A 15542-nucleotide genomic window follows, 5' to 3' on the forward strand; every position below is an offset into this window, starting at 1 on the left:
AATAATCGAATTAGAGTTTTTTGGCAATTGCTGTACACGCGGTATCTATGAGTTGATATACCTTTTCAAAACCATTGTCATCGTAATAAGGGTCTGGTACTTCAATGACAGGTAAATCAACTTCCGTAAGTAGCAATTTTACTTTGTTTTCATCCTCTGGAGTCTCTGCTAATTTCAAAATATTATTGAAATTACTAAGGTCCATAGCATAAATTACATCAAATTTTTGAAAATCCGATTTTTGAAATTGACGACATTGCTGATTTTCGATGTGTAACCCATATTTGCGAGCAACGGCAATAGATCTAGGGTCTGGTGCTTTGCCAATATGGTAGCCTCCCGTTCCTGCAGAGTCTACAAAGACCTGTTCGGGATTTACTTTGCGTTGTAGAATACCTTCCGCTAATGGTGACCGACAAATATTGCCAAGGCAGACCATTAAAACATTGGTTTTCATATAGTTTTAAGAAAATTTCTTGGTAAGGTCTTCTATGTATTTTCTGAACTGCTTATCAGTTTCGGCTAAGTTATCTACCGTTTTACAGGCATGTAGCACGGTTGCATGGTCTCTTTTTCCTATTTGTGACCCAATACTTGCCAATGATGCTTTAGTGAATTTCTTGGCAAAAAACATCGCTAACTGTCTAGCTTGAACAATATGTCTTTTCCTTGTTTTGGATTGAAGTGTGGCAACATCCATTTCAAAGTAATCTGAAACCACTTTTTGTATGTAGTCTATGGAAACCTCTCTTTTGGTGTTCTTAACGAATTTCTCAACAACTTGCTGGGCAAGTTCTATGGTCACTTCTTTTTTGTTGAAAGAAGACTGCGCAATCAAGGATATAATGGCGCCTTCTAATTCTCTTATGTTACTTTTAATGTGTTTTGCCACATATTCGATAATATCATCGGGCATTTCCACACCGTCTCTATATAATTTGTTCTTGAGAATAGAGATTCGTGTTTCATAATCAGGATTTTGAAGCTCTGCTGATAATCCCCATTTAAAGCGGGACAATAAGCGTTGCTCAATATCTTGCATGTCTACAGGAGCTTTGTCCGAAGTTAAAATAACCTGTTTCCCGTTTTGATGTAAATGGTTAAAAATATGGAAGAAAACATCCTGCGTTCCAGATTTACCACTTAAGAACTGAACATCATCAATAATAAGCACATCTATCAATTGGTAGAAATGAATAAAATCGTTTCTGGTATTCTTCTTGACGGACTCTATGTATTGTTGTGTGAATTTTTCAGCCGAAATATAAAGAACGGTACGTTCAGGATATTTGTCTTTAATCTCAACACCAATGGCATGGGCTAAATGCGTTTTTCCCAAACCTACACCACCAAACACCAACAATGGGTTAAAAGAAGTTCCACCAGGTTTGTTGGCTACGGCCATACCTGCGGATCTGGCCAAACGGTTAGAATCTCCTTCTAAGAAATTATCAAAATTATAATTGGGGTTAAGCTGAGATTCAATTTTAATATTTCTGATTCCGGGAATCACAAAAGGATTCTTGAGTTCAGGATTTTTTGATTTTATGGGAACATCCATTTCTTGAGGACTCATAGTAGCTCTGTTGGAACTTGGAATCTTTTCTGTAAATGGTTCTTTGTTGCCGTACGTATTTTCCATTCGAATGATGTACACCAACTTTGCGGTTTCACCCAACTCTTTGGTGAGCGCAACTTTTAATAATTTTACGTAGTGTTCTTCTAACCACTCATAAAAGAATTTACTGGGTACTTGAATACTCAAAGCATTGTCAGATAACTTAATTGGTTTAATAGGCTCAAACCAAGTTTTGAATGCCTGCGGTTGAATATTGTCTTTGATAAAAGTTAAACAATTGCTCCATACGGAAATAGCAGTGACACCCATGTGAAAGTTTATCTTATTTTTGTTGGTTAGTGATTTCGTAAGTCGGTCGAAAGTGTCTGGTATTATACATACTTTCTCGGGAGGCAAATATGTGAACAAAAAAACTAAAAAAAAAATCAAACTCTATTGAATTTACCCTTTTTTTTTTGCATGTTGACCGAACAGAAAACGAAATCTTTTAAAGATATAATTTTTACACGATAATAAATGAGTTTTAACAATATTTCTTTTAGGGTACGATATTCCGAAACAGATCAGATGGGAGTAGTCTACCATGGTAACTACGCGCAATACTTAGAGATAGGGCGGGTTGAGTGGTTAAGGGCTAGAGGTATTTCTTACAAAGAGTTGGAAAAAAGAGGTGTTATGCTGCCAGTTATTTCCTTGTCTTTGAACTACAAGAAATCGGCCTTTTACGATGACTTGATTACGGTTAAAACGAGGCTCAAAAAGACGCCCTCCGTGAGGATAGAATTTGACTTTGTAATCTACAATGAAGAACAGGAAATTCTTGTGGAAGCAAATACAGTTTTGGTATTCATGAACATGGAAAATAAAAAACCAATACGATGTCCAAAATACCTATTGGATCTGATAGAAAAAAGTCCTGAAAAATGATTTTCGATTTAATTTTTTGAGGAAATTATAGTCAACTTTTCTAATTGTGAAATAAGTGTTGTGCCTGTCAAAAAACAGGACTAGGAAGTTAAGCCACATGCACTCCGTAAATTCCTACAAAAATGTCCTTAATTTGTGCTGCTTCACTTTTTCTTACCCCAACAATCAGTTCGCAATTCATCTCCATTTTTTGAAAAATAATCTGTAGATTTTTTTGTTTTATTATGCGCATCACTACATCTATTTGAGCGTATTCAAAGGTTATTTTAAACTGATTTTGGACTATTTTTTCAATTATTTTTGAGTTTTCTAAAGCCATTTTAGCAGCCATTTTATAGGAGGTAATTAATCCGCCTACACCCAATTTTGTGCCTCCAAAAATACGGGGAACCGCCACAAGAGTATTTGTTACATTAAAAGATTGAATCTGTCCGTAAATGGGCATTCCTGCGGAATTATTGGGTTCTCCATCATCATTTGCACGATAACTAGGTTCCTCAACACCTATTTGCCATGCATAGCAGACATGGTTGGCGCTGGAATGCTTGTTTTTTAGCGCATCAATGATGATTTTTACTTCGTCTTCAGTTTCAACGGGAAAGGCATAGCCATAAAATTTACTTTTCTTTTCTTTAAAAAGAATTTCCTCAGAAGGTTTGGCAAGTGTTCTATAGGTGTCTTTTATATTCTCCATTACCCAAAGGCTACTAGTATTATGCTGGTAACGGCCAAAGCAATACCACCCCAGTTCTTAGTGCTAATCTTTTCTTCAAACAAAAGGATTCCCAAAAGAGTGGTAAACATTACTATAGCCACATTATTTATAGTAAATACGGATGAACTGTTAAGTGTTTCGTTCTGTAAAGCTTTCAGAAGGAAAAAAATAGAAAAGTAATTTACGACTCCTAGGGTTAAACCGCCTATTAGAGTATTTAGGTTGTATGATGAGCGAAGATCACTTATTTTAAAAAGAGTAATTAAAAAGCCAATACAGGCTGCAGATGCAAAAACGGTGGCGGAGAAAATGGGATATTCTTCTTCTGCAATGTATATTTCCTGAATATATTTTAGACTGGCATCAATAATTCCCGAGCCTAAAAATACTAATGCAGGAAGTAGTAATGCAGATTTTTTAAATTTTATAGAGGATTCTTTAAGAGAGGCAAAATATACTGCTGCCAAAGCCAAGAGTATTCCAATTACTTTTACAATACTAAGTTGTTCGTTATATAGTAATAGCCCAAAAATTACAGGAATAACAAAAGACATTTTGGTAGCTACCGATGTTACTGCAACACCTACTTTTTGAGATGCTTTTGCCATAAGGTTAAATACCACTATAAAAAGGATGCCCAATAAAAATGTCCCAAAAAACCAAGGTTTTCCAGGTACTTCCGTTATACTGGTTTCACCCTGGTAACGCAAAAGTCCAACACAAGACGCCACGTAATAATTAGTGACAATAGCAAAAAGTGTATTGACTTTAAAACGGGTGTAAAGCTTAAAAATGATAAAAATTAGGCTGGAAGCCAATATACTCAATGCAAGTGAAGCCATTCTATAATTTAGATTTCAATTGAATGATGTCTTCTTTCCCCACCTGAATATTCCAACAAGTAATGCCTAGCTTTTCGGCAGCATCGGTATTTTCTTTTGTGTCATCTATAAAGAAGGTTTCTTCTGCTTTAAGTCCGTTTTCGTCCAAAACGAACTGATATATGTCTGCATTTGGTTTTCTTAGATTGATTTCATGTGAAAGGTAAAATTTCTCAAAAGGCTTTTTAAAACGAGCATAACGATCAGCACCCATTTTTTGTTCCACATGGGAAATATGCAGTTCATTAGTGTTGCTTAATAGAAAAAGACGATACTCATCTTCTTTAGCTAGATTTTCAATGAATTCTAATCGTTCTTCGGGGAAATCCAGTAACATGGAATTCCAAATACGCGCTATTTCGGTCGCATTTGCATTAGGATATTGATTTTGAAGCTGGGCAATGAAATCCTCAGAAGTCATTCCGCCTACCTCATATGTATTATTTAGCGCTACCATTTCTGGCGTTAAATCTATTGATCCACCAAATTTTTCCATTTCTCGGAAGATGATTGCCTTATCCAGATTGATGAATACATCGCCAAAATCAAAAATAATGTTCTTAATCATTTGTATATACATTTAAAGTGTCTCCACCAATGGATTTAGTTTCGTTGATTTTTCCTTTAAATTTGGGTGCGGATACTCCGTTATTAAAATAGGTGCTACCTGTGAAAACTCTAGCTTCGTCCCATAAACCGGAATCGATAAAAGTCTGTAAGGTCTTGCTGCCACCTTCCACAAAAACGCTAGTTATGTTTTTTTGATGGAGTTTACCACAGATTTGTTTAGCAAGATCTATATTAAAACTGATCACCCCGTATTCAATAGCATCTTTTTGGAGCTGTTTATTTACTGTTTCCGTTAATATCAGGGTGGGTATACTGCCATCCAGCATATGGTAATCGGTAGTGATTTTTAATTTTCTGTCCAGTATAATGCGAATAGGATTTTTTCCTGTGAATAAACGAACATCTAATTTAGGATTGTCTTCTAAAACTGTATTGGTACCCACTAAAATACTTTGTTCCTCGCTGCGCCATTTATGTACAAGCTGGCGAGAGTAAGCATTGGTAATCCAATACGGTTCCGGAATTTCTACCCGTTCATCTTTGGTTGGCGCAATAAAACCATCTGCGGTTTGTGCCCATTTTAAAATTATATAGGGTCGTTTCTTTTCCTGAAATGTCAAAAACCGCCGATGGTGGGCTTGGCATTGTGCTTCTAAAACTCCTGTCACTACTTCGCTTCCCGCATTTTTTAACTTCGCTATGCCTTTACCCGCAACTTTTGTGTGTGGGTCCATAAGTCCTATAACCACTCTTGGAATACCGTGTTTGGCAATCAAATCTGCGCAAGGTGGTGTTTTTCCGTGGTGAGAACAAGGTTCTAAAGTTACATATATAGTTGCTTTTTTAAGGAGGGCTTTATCGGTAACAGAATTTATGGCGTTGACCTCTGCATGCGAACCACCGTAGGGACTTGTAAATCCTTCGCCTATAATTTTGTTATTATAAACAATTACTGCACCTACCATTGGGTTTGGGGCAGTAGTGCCTAGACCGTTTTTTGCGATTTCCAAACAACGTAGCATGTAGCCTTCATCTTCGGATAGCATAGGTTTAGATTGAAGTTTGTTGCTGAGCATAAGCTTTGTTCGCGGTATTTTTGAAAGGTAACATACGCGTATTTCTACGTATCTTCACACCGTAAAAATATAATTTTATTTATTGGAAATGGGTGCAGTGAACATTCGTAACATAAGAAAGGAAGATAATAAGCAGGTTGCTGCATTGATTCGTAAGGTCTTAGTTGATTTGGGTGCACCTAAAGTAGGCACTGCTTATGCCGATGTTACACTTGATAACATGTTCGAGAATTATGATAAACCGCGAGCAACTTATTTAGTTTTGGAAGAGAATGACGTTATCTTGGGATGCGCGGGGGTAGCACAACTGGATAATTGCAAGGATAATATTTGCGAACTTCAGAAAATGTATTTTTTGGAGGAAGCTAGGGGGAAAGGAATGGGGTCCGAAATGTTGAAGCAATGTCTAGAATTGGCCAAAGAATTCAATTTTGATAAAATCTATTTAGAAACAATGCCGTATATGAAAGCTGCACAAAAACTATACTCCAAAATGGGTTTTATATATATAGATAAGCCTTTGGGGGACACAGGTCATTATTCTTGTCCTGTTTATATGGTTGCCCAATTGTAATGAATATTGCTTGTATACCATGATTTTAAAGGAAATAAAGAATATTTATCATAAAGAGTTGGATGCCTTGTACGCAAAGGAGGAGGTTGAAAGCTTCTTTTACTTACTTATAGACCACTACCTTCAGTTAGAACGCTTCGTTTTGGTAATACAACCTAATTTAACATTGACAAAAGAAGAGGAACAGCCGCTGTTTGAAGCCTTGTCCGAGCTTAAGTTGCAACGGCCCGTTCAATATATAATGGGCAAGACTACTTTTATGGACCTAGATTTTGAAGTTAATGAAAGCGTGCTTATTCCAAGACCTGAAACAGAGGATTTGGTTCGTTGGATTTTGGATGAAGCAGATGGCAGGTTTGCGAACAAAAAGATTAAAATCCTGGATATTGGTACAGGAAGTGGTTGTATAGCTATTTCGTTGGCCAAACATTTACAAGATGCCCAAATTTCAGCTATGGATATTTCCGAAAATGCCCTGAAAACCGCTAAGAAAAACGCAGAGTCAAATTCGGTAAAAGTTGATTTTTCAGAGGTGGATATTTTAAAAAGTGATGGATTTGTTTCAGGTTTTGACATCATTGTTTCCAACCCACCTTATGTACGAGAGCTTGAAAAGAAAGAGATGCATAAGAATGTTTTGGAGCATGAACCAGATTTGGCCCTTTTTGTTTCAGACGAAAATCCGCTTATATTTTACGATGCGATTACGAAATTCGCAAAACAAAATCTTTCAAAAAACGGAATGCTGTTTTTTGAAATCAATCAGTATTTAGCAAAAGAAACCGAAGCACTTTTGCTTCAACATCATTTTTTAGAAATTGAAGTCCGAAAAGATATGTTCGGTAACGACCGCATGACTAAGGCTCTTTTAGGTTGATTATTTATAATAAAATCTACGAAAGCACAATTAAGTTTACAGATACACTCAATTAGAAAATGCAGATAAAAGAACAAATAGAGTCCCTTCGCCAAGAATTACGTGAGCACAATCATAATTATTATGTTTTGGATAATGCCACTATATCAGATTATGAATTCGATATTAAATTAAAGGAACTGCAGGCACTTGAGGCAAAGCATCCAGAGTTTTACGATGCCAGTTCGCCAACATTACGTGTTGGAGGTACGGTTACCAAAAATTTTGATACCGTTGTTCATAATGAGCGCATGTATTCCTTGGATAATTCCTATTCAAAAGAAGATTTGGAAGATTGGGAGAAGCGTATGCAACGTATTCTAGGTGATGCCCAAGTGGAGTTTGTTTGTGAGTTAAAATATGATGGCGCTTCCATTAGTATTACCTATGAGAATGGACAACTGGTAAGAGCTGTAACTAGAGGAGATGGTTTTCAAGGTGATGATGTGACGACCAATGTAAAAACAATCAAGTCAGTGCCTCTACAATTGAAAGGTGATTACCCGCCAAAATTCGACATTCGTGGGGAAATTGTTTTGCCTTTTGAGGGTTTTGCCCAAATGAATGCAGAACGTATAGAGAATGGGGAAGACCCGTATATGAATCCGAGAAATACGGCATCTGGAAGTTTAAAGCTGCAAGATAGTGCTGCTGTTGCACAACGGCCTTTAGATTGTCTTCTGTATAGTATTGTAGGTCAGAATACTGGAATAACTTCGCAATGGCAAATGCTGGAAAAAGCCCGAGAATGGGGTTTTAAAGTGCCTGAGGTTGCCAAACTTTGCCATTCTACGGATGAAGTAATGGATTTTGTAAATCAATGGGATTCAGGACGTCATACGTTGCCGTATGAAACGGATGGGGTAGTGGTGAAAGTGAATAATATACAACATCAAGATGAGTTGGGTTTTACATCAAAATCTCCTCGTTGGGCCATGGCCTATAAGTTTAAGGCGGAGCAGGTTTCTACGCTTTTAAATGAAATCACATATCAAGTGGGGCGCACAGGGTCTATCACACCTGTGGCTAATTTAGAACCTGTGCTTTTGGCCGGAACTACCGTAAAAAGGGCATCGTTGCATAATGCCGATCAGATTGCAAAATTTGATATTCGTGAGGGCGATACTGTTTTTGTTGAAAAAGGAGGGGAAATTATACCTAAGATTGTCGGCGTGGACTTCACGAAACGCCCTCAAGATTCAAAGCCTACGGAATATATAACCCATTGCCCGGAATGTCATGAACCTTTGGTGAGAACGGAGGGTGATGCCAAACATTATTGCGTAAATTATTATGGCTGTCCCCCGCAGATTACAGGAAGAATACAGCACTTTATTTCCAGAAAAGCAATGGATATTGAAGGGTTGGGAAGCGAAACCGTAGAGCTTCTTTATAAAGAGGATTTGATACAGAATTATGCCGATTTATATACACTCACCAAAGAACAGGTGCTGCCTTTGGAGCGCATGGCAGAAAAGTCCGCCGAAAACTTGGTGAAAGGGGTTGCGGAGTCCGTGAAAATTCCTTTTGAGCGCGTGTTGTTTGCTTTGGGTATTCGTTTTGTGGGGGAAACGGTAGCTAAAAAATTAGCCAGAGCATATAAGAATATTGATGCTTTAATGATGGCAAATGAGGAAAGTCTGATTGCCGTAGATGAAATAGGTAGTCGTATTGCCAGTTCTGTGGTTGAATTTTTTAACAATGAAACCAATAAGGAAATAATTTCTAGGTTAAAGTCCTACGGATTACAGTTCACCCTTTCGGAAGAGCAATTGGAAAATCAAACGGATAAGCTAAAAGGGCTCACTATTGTAGTTTCTGGGGTATTCGAAACAGTTAGCCGTACAGAGCTAAAAAAAATAATCGAGACCAATGGAGGAAAGGTTGGTTCGAGTATATCGTCAAAAACCGCATATTTAGTGGCCGGTGATAAAATGGGACCTAGCAAACGTACCAAAGCGGAATCATTAAATATACCCATAGTTACAGAAGCCGAGTTTTTGGAAATGATTAATTAAAATCAAGTTCAGGGTTTATACTTTTGATGATTGAATAAGGTTTTGCAGGCACAATAGTGGAGGGAAAGAATAAAGCAAACACTAAAAATGTACCCTGCAAAAAAAGTGTTCTCGCCTAGTCCAAGGCTGGGATAGTAGATAAAACAGAATAGAAAACTCGCTAAAACGAAACATCCGAACAGGACTATTATTTTTGGGTACTCCAACAATCCTTGGTAGGTTGATTTCAATGATAATGGCTCTAAAAAACTTTTAAAAAGCTGCATAAATACAGGCCACAAAAAGAGAAGTGGCAAAGCGAACAACCTTGATTCCCGTGCAAATGCGGTCATGAAAACTAGAGGTGTGTTAAGGAGTGCCGTGAATAAGAAAGCATAGACAAAACTAGTTTTCCATGATTCATTTTCTTTCTGTTTCAGGTAGAAATAGGTTAAATACAGAAACGGTCCCAAAGTAATGAAAATGGATACTATGGATTCAACTAGGTTCTTTGTGCTTTCAATATTTTCTAAAAAGCAGGAGTATCTGCTGGTAATCTCTGTATGAGTGGCATGTAATAGCCTTTGGTGGTAAATGAAAAAGACGATATAACATCCATAGACCAAAATAGGGGATAGAATACAAATTCCGTTTTTTTTCAAGTTAGGTCCTAATTTTTCTCGTGGATGGTTTTGTGTTCCCGGAAGCAATAAAATAAGAGCGGGAAGTAAAAGAACACTGGTTTCGCGTGCTACCATTGCCAAAGAGAATAGAATTACGTACCAAAACCATTTTCGTTTTACAAAAGCAATAAACGCCATAAGTAACGAACAATACTGCAAAGGCTCGTCATAGGTGAATACCGGAGGAAAAAATGCGAACAAAACCGAAAATGAGGTAAAGAATACCATCATGTTAATAATGCCTTGCAGTTTGGTTGCCTTAAGTAAAAGGGATAACCAATATATTAAGACACCGCTAAAGCCTAGTAGTAAGAAGTTAACTAGAATAAACGCATAGCCCGCTTTAAACCCAAACAGTTGTTGTGAGCCTTCAATTAGTAAAGTAGTCAGAGGTCTTCTGGCAAAAGGAGCGATTTCCTTATGATAATTGATTTGAGACCTCAGGAAAACATGGGAAATCTGTGTGTTGTTTTCGTTGAGCATGCTATCTACGCTGGGCAGCATATGAATGCATAGAATGACCGTTGTGGTGAGTAGTGCCAACACATAGGGTAGCGGTCTCCAGTGGAGTAAGCTTCGTGATAGTTGAACCATAAAAGCATACGGTTAATTTCAATCGAAATTAGGTATTTTTGTATAGCTATAAACAAATGACACTACAAATTCATGGCAAAGCCAAAGAGTTACGAAGATTTTAAACAAACATTAGATAGTCCAAACCCTCCTACGGATTGGCCTGAAGCCTTAAAAGCTTTATGGTTTGCGGCTAGCGATAATTGGGAGGCATCCCATGATATTGCCCAAGATATGTTCAATACAATGGGGAGTTGGATTCATGCCTACTTACATAGGGTTGAGGGGGATAAGTTTAATGCTGGGTATTGGTACCGAAAAGCTGGAAAATCTTACCCAAGTGTTTCCTTGGAGCAAGAGCATCAGGAAATAACCGAATATGTGTTGGATAATTAGGGAGTCAGTTCTTTTTTGAAACAGACGCTATTTTCCATGCCTTTGTACTGCCCGTAATTGGGAATCACTTTATACTTGTTTTTGGTATAAAGGGCAATAGCTTCGGGTTGGCGTTTGCCTGTTTCTAAAATGCAATTTTTAAAATTTAGTTCGGAAGTCCATTTTTCCAATTCTCTTAAAAGTAGGGAAGCTATTCCTTGGCCCCGGGTTTCCGGAGAAACGTACATTCGCTTTACTTCCACGGAATTAGAATCGAATTCTTTTATAGCTCCACAGCCTACGGCAACTTCATCTAGATAAGCAATAACTACATGATTCAAGTTTTCTATGCCATTGTATTGGTGGTAGAAATCGTGCTCTTCACCATCAGTTTCACTTAAATAATCGTCTAATTTAGCAACTAAACCAGGGAAATTTTTATTTTGATATGTGGTGCGTTCAATTCGTATCATGCTTAAACATTGATTGAAATACCTGAAGCATTACTGTTCTTTGAGCCGTCAAAGTAAAAATCTATTCGCCCTAAATTAATACCAAAACAACCTACTTGGTTGACCAATACGTTACGGCCCAATTTATTTTCTACAATGGTAGGCTTGTCAAGGAAAGTATGCGTGTGGCCGCCAATGATTAAATCTGTGTATTCTAGCCTTGCGGCCATGGCAAGGTCATGGGGCTTCTGTTTGTTTTTGTATTCGTACCCTAAATGAGAAAGGCAAACGATAAGGTCGCAATTCTCTTCATTTTTTAAAGTGCGTTCCGTATCCTGTGCAATTTCAATGGGTTCTAGATACTGGGTTTCTTTGTACAGTTTTTTGGTCACCAGGCCGTTAAGTTCAATGCCAAGTCCGTAAACCCCTATTTTAATTCCATCAACGGTATACACTTTATAAGGTTTTACCTGCCCGTCCATGACGGTATTTTTAAAGTCGTAGTTGGCATTTATCATCTCAAAATCCGCATTGGGCATTTGAGCTAGTAAACCATCTATACCATTATCAAAATCATGGTTTCCAATAGTGGCCGCATCATATTTTAACTTGCTCATGAGTTTAAATTCCAACTCTCCACCATAAAAATTGAAATAGGGCGTACCCTGAAAAATATCACCGGCATCAAAAAGTAACGTATTTGGATTTTCTTTTCTGATACTTTCCACCAAGGTTGCTCTCCTAGCTAAACCGCCAAGATTGGGAAACTCTGAGTGGTCCGTTGGGAAAGGGTCTATATGACTGTGGACATCGTTGGTATGTAGAATGGTGATGTGTTTTTTTACATCGCCAAAACAAGAACTCAAGGATAGCCCGCCTAGTCCAACAAGTGCACTAGAGGCTGTGGTGTTTTTAATGAATTTTCTTCTATTCATACAACCTTTATTTTTATTTGCTGCAGTGGTCTTATGGTTACAGCGTATTTTAGAGTTATTTTAGTTTTATAAATCGATTATCAATAATGGGCCTTAATGTGTCTGTTTTCTTGAAGTAATCGATCATGGCATTTCTAATAAGGTAATCCGTATTTGTTACGGCAACAGCGTCTTTAAAAAATACCATACTATCACCTCCGTTTACGAGATAATTAGAGGTTGCTACATAATAAGTTTTGTTCTCATCCAAAGGTTGTCCTTGGATTATTAAGGACTGTATCTCATTTTTAGCATCTAAGGTGAGTTGCATTCCAGCAATAGGATGTGCCCTACCGGAATCTCTTAAGTAGGAAGCCATTTTTAAAATAGAACTTCCTTTGAGGTCTGCAACGACAATGGAGTTTTCAAAAGGCATCACTTCAAAGGCGGTTCTTGAAGAAACATTTCCTTTGGAAATCAAGGAACGAATACCTCCGTGGTTCAACAAAACCAAATCAATTGTATGTCCGGTTCTTGATTTAAAAATGGGGTTGGCTTCAGACAATACAATATCTGCCATTAAGTTGCCGGCTGTAGTATTTAGAACTCCATCTGTTTTGGAAATAGGGTAGGGGGCGTAGGTAAGTGTACTGTCCAAGATATGATTGATCCTTTCTCTGAAGGGTTTTACAAAGTCTTCAATTGCTTCTTTAGAAGCCAATGAGCTATCTATGGTAATTTGTTTTGCATCTATCTTTATTAGGTCTGGCTTTTGCTCTGCACAGGAATACAAAAAAGTAATTGTTACAAATATAACAAAGTGTTTTATTTTTAAAACCATATTTCGTTTTATCTTAGCGGCATATTATGCGTGGAGATTCTTTACATTTGTAGAACCCATTCCAAATTTTGCATACCAGAATGGTTCAAAATGTAAAAGTACATGTTTAAGGGAATAAAAGATAAGTTCAAATACAAATCGGGCGTTAAATTTTTGAAACAAGAGTTGGCTAAAGATCCGCCAATAATTGAAAGAACTAAAGGTATAACCTCTATTGGTTGTATTGTTGATTTAGATGGCTTTGATGATGCAAACCAATTTTATGGGTTTGTTGAAGATTATAATTTACGACCGAATGCGGTAAAGATTATTGGTTATAAAAGTTATTACGATAAGAATTCACCGTATTCAACTCCAGTTTTTTCAGATAAGGACCTTGGGTGGAACGGAGCAATAGAGAACAGCTATGCACTGGAGTTTTTAAGTAGGGAGTATGATTTGCTAGTGAACTACTACACCAGTGATAATTTATTACTACAGTTAATGAGCGTTAAGACTAGAGCCCGATTTCGTGTAGGTTTTAAAGATGTTGATCTCATATATAATGATTTGATAATGGATTCGCCATTAAGTGACTTTAAAATTTTTAAAGCAGAACTTAAAAAATACCTTGGCGTTTTAAACGAAATTGAGCAATGAAGCAAATTATTGGTACAGGTGTGGCGTTGGTTACCCCGTTCAAAGAGGATCTTACCATAGATGTAGATGCATTACACCGTATAGTAAACTATAATGTGGATGGCGGAATAGATTATTTGGTAGTTTTGGGTACTACCGGCGAATCCGTAACACTTACCAAAGCAGAAAAACAATTGGTTATAGATACCGTAACTATTGCTAATGCAGGCAGATTGCCTTTAGTAGTAGGTGTTGGAGGGAATAACACGGTTGCTGTAATTGATGAATTACAAAATTTGGATTTAACTAATTTTGATGCTGTTCTTTCGGTATCTCCTTATTATAACAGACCTACTCAAGAAGGTATTTATCAGCATTTTAAAGCTATTGCTAAAGTATCTGCAAAACCCATAATTCTCTACAATGTGCCGGGTAGAACAGGAAGCAATATGCTACCGGAAACAGTTATACGTTTGGCCGAGCTTGATAATATTGTAGCTATTAAGGAAGCATCGGGCAATATGGTTCAGATACAGGAATTGATAAAAGGATGCCCAAAAGACTTCCATGTCATTTCGGGCGATGACTTTACAGCTTTAGTTACGGTTCTGGCAGGAGGTTCTGGAGTTATTTCCGTATTAGGTCAAGGCCTTCCGTCTGAGTTTTCAGGTATGATCCGTTCTGGGTTAGAACGCAATGTAGATGAAGCATATAGACAACATTACGAGCTTCAGGAAGGTATGGGTCTGATTTTTGAAGAGGGCAACCCCGCCGGTATCAAAACCATTTTTGAAGTGTTAGGTATTGCCGGTGCAGCTGTAAGACTTCCACTTATAGAAGCATCCGATAGTTTAAAAAATAACATAGCCGACTTCGTAAAACCATTTAAGGTTTTTGCGTAACGGTGTTAAATCTTCCCCAAAAGCATTGGTATAAGGGTTCTAGAATACTATTTTAGCTACTTTATTTTTTGTTTTTTATATCCATTCGGAATCCGTAATTTTGCAAAATGCTTTTTAAAATGAGGTTATTAGTCCCTATCGTACTGCTTGCTTTGATGACACAATCATGTAGCGAGTATCAAAAGGTACTTAAAAATGAAGAAGTTAAGCCTAAATATGACCTAGCTCAGAAATTCTATGAGGAAGGAGATATGAAAAGGGCAAATCGTCTTTTTGAACAAATAGCGCCTAAATATGTAGGCAAACCTCAAGGTGAGCGTGTGATGTTTTTTTTGGCTGACACTTATTTTCAGAGAAAAGATTACAATATGGCAGGCTATCAGTTTGAGCGTTTTGTAAAGTCCTATCCAAAAAGTGATAAAGTGGCCGAAGCTTCTTTCTTGGGAGCAAAGAGCTACTTTAAACTTTCGCCAGCATATTCATTGGATCAAACAGATACAGATAAGGCATTGGCCAAGTTGCAGCTTTTTATCAACTCGTATCCGGATTCAGAATATTTTGCCGAAGCTAACGTTATGGCAAAAGAGTTAACGACCAAAAAAGAACATAAAGCATACGAAGTAGCAAAGCAGTTCAATAAATTAGGTCAGTTTGATTATACGTTCCTTACGCCGGCGGTAGCTGCGTTCGATAACTTTATATCGGATTTTCCTGGATCTATTTACAGAGAGGATGCGATGTATTACAGATTTGAATCGGCTTCCCGATTTGCCTTGAATAGCTTTAAAAGATTGCAAGAAGAACGTTTAAATGAAGCCATAGCTGATTATAACGCTCTAAAAAAGCAATTTCCGGAAACGAAATATGCCGGAGATGCAGATAAAATACTTGAAAAAGTAAATTTAGAATTACAGAATTTTACCCAAGAGAAAGAAGCAAAATAAATTAG

General features: G+C 37.3%; 18 protein-coding genes. 8 read left to right on the forward strand and 10 right to left on the reverse strand.

The genetic code is table 11. The annotated features are described in order from the left end of the window. Positions 1 to 10 precede the first annotated feature (10 nt). Both KO521_RS05190 and dnaA read right to left on the reverse strand, forming a co-directional pair. Positions 11 to 457: a low molecular weight protein-tyrosine-phosphatase gene (locus tag KO521_RS05190; RefSeq protein WP_215938849.1), complete on the reverse strand. Its 447-nt coding sequence runs from the start codon at positions 455 to 457 to the stop codon at positions 11 to 13. Between the two features lie 6 nt (positions 458 to 463). Further along, positions 464 to 1888: a chromosomal replication initiator protein DnaA gene (gene dnaA, locus KO521_RS05195; protein ID WP_215938850.1), complete on the reverse strand. Its 1425-nt coding sequence runs from the start codon at positions 1886 to 1888 to the stop codon at positions 464 to 466. Between the two features lie 207 nt (positions 1889 to 2095). Here dnaA and KO521_RS05200 point away from each other — a divergent pair, with 207 nt between their 5' ends. Further along, a complete protein-coding gene (locus KO521_RS05200; RefSeq protein ID WP_215938851.1) occupies positions 2096 to 2506 on the forward strand; it encodes an acyl-CoA thioesterase in 411 nt (136 codons plus the stop codon). Between the two features lie 88 nt (positions 2507 to 2594). Here the strand turns inward: KO521_RS05200 and KO521_RS05205 are convergent, their stop codons facing one another. From KO521_RS05205 to ribD, 4 genes are read right to left on the reverse strand one after another with little or no spacing between them, the layout of a single operon-like run. Continuing rightward, on the reverse strand, positions 2595 to 3200 hold the full coding sequence (locus KO521_RS05205; RefSeq protein ID WP_215938852.1) for an IMPACT family protein: 606 nt from the start codon (positions 3198 to 3200) through the stop codon (positions 2595 to 2597). Continuing rightward, positions 3200 to 4063: a DMT family transporter gene (locus KO521_RS05210; RefSeq protein WP_215938853.1), complete on the reverse strand. Its 864-nt coding sequence runs from the start codon at positions 4061 to 4063 to the stop codon at positions 3200 to 3202. Before KO521_RS05210 ends, KO521_RS05205 begins: the two co-directional genes overlap by 1 nt. 1 nt (position 4064) lies before the next feature. Next, positions 4065 to 4670: an HAD family hydrolase gene (locus KO521_RS05215; RefSeq protein ID WP_215938854.1), complete on the reverse strand. Its 606-nt coding sequence runs from the start codon at positions 4668 to 4670 to the stop codon at positions 4065 to 4067. Then, positions 4663 to 5748 carry a bifunctional diaminohydroxyphosphoribosylaminopyrimidine deaminase/5-amino-6-(5-phosphoribosylamino)uracil reductase RibD gene (gene ribD / locus KO521_RS05220; protein ID WP_252729851.1) on the reverse strand — a complete coding sequence of 362 codons (1086 nt, stop codon included), beginning with the start codon at positions 5746 to 5748 and terminating at the stop codon, positions 4663 to 4665. The genes KO521_RS05215 and ribD overlap by 8 nt, the downstream gene beginning before the upstream one ends. 88 nt (positions 5749 to 5836) lie before the next feature. Here ribD and KO521_RS05225 point away from each other — a divergent pair, with 88 nt between their 5' ends. From KO521_RS05225 to ligA, 3 genes are read left to right on the forward strand one after another with little or no spacing between them, the layout of a single operon-like run. Further along, positions 5837 to 6322, forward strand: coding sequence for a GNAT family N-acetyltransferase (locus KO521_RS05225; protein ID WP_215938855.1), 486 nt, complete (start codon positions 5837 to 5839; stop codon positions 6320 to 6322). Between the two features lie 19 nt (positions 6323 to 6341). Continuing rightward, positions 6342 to 7199, forward strand: coding sequence for a peptide chain release factor N(5)-glutamine methyltransferase (prmC, locus tag KO521_RS05230; RefSeq protein ID WP_215938856.1), 858 nt, complete (start codon positions 6342 to 6344; stop codon positions 7197 to 7199). A 59-nt stretch (positions 7200 to 7258) separates the two neighbouring features. Continuing rightward, a complete protein-coding gene (ligA, locus tag KO521_RS05235) occupies positions 7259 to 9256 on the forward strand; it encodes an NAD-dependent DNA ligase LigA (RefSeq protein ID WP_215938857.1) in 1998 nt (665 codons plus the stop codon). 8 nt (positions 9257 to 9264) lie between these two features. Here the strand turns inward: ligA and KO521_RS05240 are convergent, their stop codons facing one another. Next, complete coding sequence (locus KO521_RS05240) at positions 9265 to 10512, reverse strand: hypothetical protein (RefSeq protein WP_215938858.1); 1248 nt, start codon at positions 10510 to 10512, stop codon at positions 9265 to 9267. A gap of 72 nt (positions 10513 to 10584) precedes the next feature. On the opposite strand from KO521_RS05240, the gene KO521_RS05245 reads away from it, so the two are divergent. Then, positions 10585 to 10887: a hypothetical protein gene (locus KO521_RS05245; protein ID WP_215938859.1), complete on the forward strand. Its 303-nt coding sequence runs from the start codon at positions 10585 to 10587 to the stop codon at positions 10885 to 10887. On the opposite strand, the gene KO521_RS05250 is transcribed toward KO521_RS05245, so the two are convergent. From KO521_RS05250 to KO521_RS05260, 3 genes are read right to left on the reverse strand one after another with little or no spacing between them, the layout of a single operon-like run. Beyond that, positions 10884 to 11339, reverse strand: a complete 456-nt coding sequence (locus KO521_RS05250; RefSeq protein WP_215938860.1) for a GNAT family N-acetyltransferase — start codon at positions 11337 to 11339, stop codon at positions 10884 to 10886. The genes KO521_RS05245 and KO521_RS05250 overlap by 4 nt on opposite strands. A 2-nt stretch (positions 11340 to 11341) precedes the next feature. Next, a complete protein-coding gene (locus KO521_RS05255; RefSeq protein WP_215938861.1) occupies positions 11342 to 12253 on the reverse strand; it encodes a metallophosphatase in 912 nt (303 codons plus the stop codon). Between the two features lie 55 nt (positions 12254 to 12308). Next, positions 12309 to 13025 (reverse strand): 5'-nucleotidase C-terminal domain-containing protein, encoded by a 717-nt coding sequence (locus KO521_RS05260; RefSeq protein ID WP_252729852.1) that lies wholly within the window; start codon positions 13023 to 13025, stop codon positions 12309 to 12311. 150 nt (positions 13026 to 13175) lie between these two features. Here KO521_RS05260 and KO521_RS05265 point away from each other — a divergent pair, with 150 nt between their 5' ends. The 3 genes from KO521_RS05265 to KO521_RS05275 all read left to right on the forward strand — a co-directional run bounded on the left by KO521_RS05265 (position 13176) and on the right by KO521_RS05275 (position 15537). Further along, complete coding sequence (locus KO521_RS05265) at positions 13176 to 13712, forward strand: DUF6913 domain-containing protein (RefSeq protein WP_215938863.1); 537 nt, start codon at positions 13176 to 13178, stop codon at positions 13710 to 13712. Continuing rightward, entirely contained in the window at positions 13709 to 14593 is an 885-nt protein-coding gene (gene dapA / locus KO521_RS05270; RefSeq protein WP_215938864.1) for a 4-hydroxy-tetrahydrodipicolinate synthase, read from the forward strand. Before KO521_RS05265 ends, dapA begins: the two co-directional genes overlap by 4 nt. A gap of 119 nt (positions 14594 to 14712) precedes the next feature. Beyond that, complete coding sequence (locus KO521_RS05275) at positions 14713 to 15537, forward strand: outer membrane protein assembly factor BamD (protein WP_252729859.1); 825 nt, start codon at positions 14713 to 14715, stop codon at positions 15535 to 15537. Positions 15538 to 15542 lie beyond the last annotated feature (5 nt).

The organism is Zobellia uliginosa, assembly GCF_018860745.1.
Lineage (GTDB): Bacteria > Bacteroidota > Bacteroidia > Flavobacteriales > Flavobacteriaceae > Zobellia > Zobellia uliginosa_B.

What these genes read in the sequence shown, in the direction of transcription:
- KO521_RS05225 (WP_215938855.1), top strand. Translation starts at nt 5,837, where the DNA reads ATGGGTGCAGTGAACATTCGTAACATAAGAAAGGAAGATAATAAGCAG.
- KO521_RS05215 (WP_215938854.1), bottom strand. Translation starts at nt 4,670, where the DNA reads ATGATTAAGAACATTATTTTTGATTTTGGCGATGTATTCATCAATCTG.
- KO521_RS05210 (WP_215938853.1), bottom strand. Translation starts at nt 4,063, where the DNA reads ATGGCTTCACTTGCATTGAGTATATTGGCTTCCAGCCTAATTTTTATC.
- KO521_RS05265 (WP_215938863.1), top strand. Translation starts at nt 13,176, where the DNA reads ATGTTTAAGGGAATAAAAGATAAGTTCAAATACAAATCGGGCGTTAAA.
- ligA (WP_215938857.1), top strand. Translation starts at nt 7,259, where the DNA reads ATGCAGATAAAAGAACAAATAGAGTCCCTTCGCCAAGAATTACGTGAG.
- KO521_RS05275 (WP_252729859.1), top strand. Translation starts at nt 14,713, where the DNA reads ATGAGGTTATTAGTCCCTATCGTACTGCTTGCTTTGATGACACAATCA.
- KO521_RS05250 (WP_215938860.1), bottom strand. Translation starts at nt 11,339, where the DNA reads ATGATACGAATTGAACGCACCACATATCAAAATAAAAATTTCCCTGGT.
- KO521_RS05240 (WP_215938858.1), bottom strand. Translation starts at nt 10,512, where the DNA reads ATGGTTCAACTATCACGAAGCTTACTCCACTGGAGACCGCTACCCTAT.
- KO521_RS05190 (WP_215938849.1), bottom strand. Translation starts at nt 457, where the DNA reads ATGAAAACCAATGTTTTAATGGTCTGCCTTGGCAATATTTGTCGGTCA.
- KO521_RS05245 (WP_215938859.1), top strand. Translation starts at nt 10,585, where the DNA reads ATGGCAAAGCCAAAGAGTTACGAAGATTTTAAACAAACATTAGATAGT.
- prmC (WP_215938856.1), top strand. Translation starts at nt 6,342, where the DNA reads ATGATTTTAAAGGAAATAAAGAATATTTATCATAAAGAGTTGGATGCC.
- dapA (WP_215938864.1), top strand. Translation starts at nt 13,709, where the DNA reads ATGAAGCAAATTATTGGTACAGGTGTGGCGTTGGTTACCCCGTTCAAA.
- KO521_RS05200 (WP_215938851.1), top strand. Translation starts at nt 2,096, where the DNA reads ATGAGTTTTAACAATATTTCTTTTAGGGTACGATATTCCGAAACAGAT.
- dnaA (WP_215938850.1), bottom strand. Translation starts at nt 1,888, where the DNA reads ATGGGTGTCACTGCTATTTCCGTATGGAGCAATTGTTTAACTTTTATC.
- KO521_RS05205 (WP_215938852.1), bottom strand. Translation starts at nt 3,200, where the DNA reads ATGGAGAATATAAAAGACACCTATAGAACACTTGCCAAACCTTCTGAG.
- ribD (WP_252729851.1), bottom strand. Translation starts at nt 5,748, where the DNA reads ATGCTCAGCAACAAACTTCAATCTAAACCTATGCTATCCGAAGATGAA.
- KO521_RS05255 (WP_215938861.1), bottom strand. Translation starts at nt 12,253, where the DNA reads ATGAATAGAAGAAAATTCATTAAAAACACCACAGCCTCTAGTGCACTT.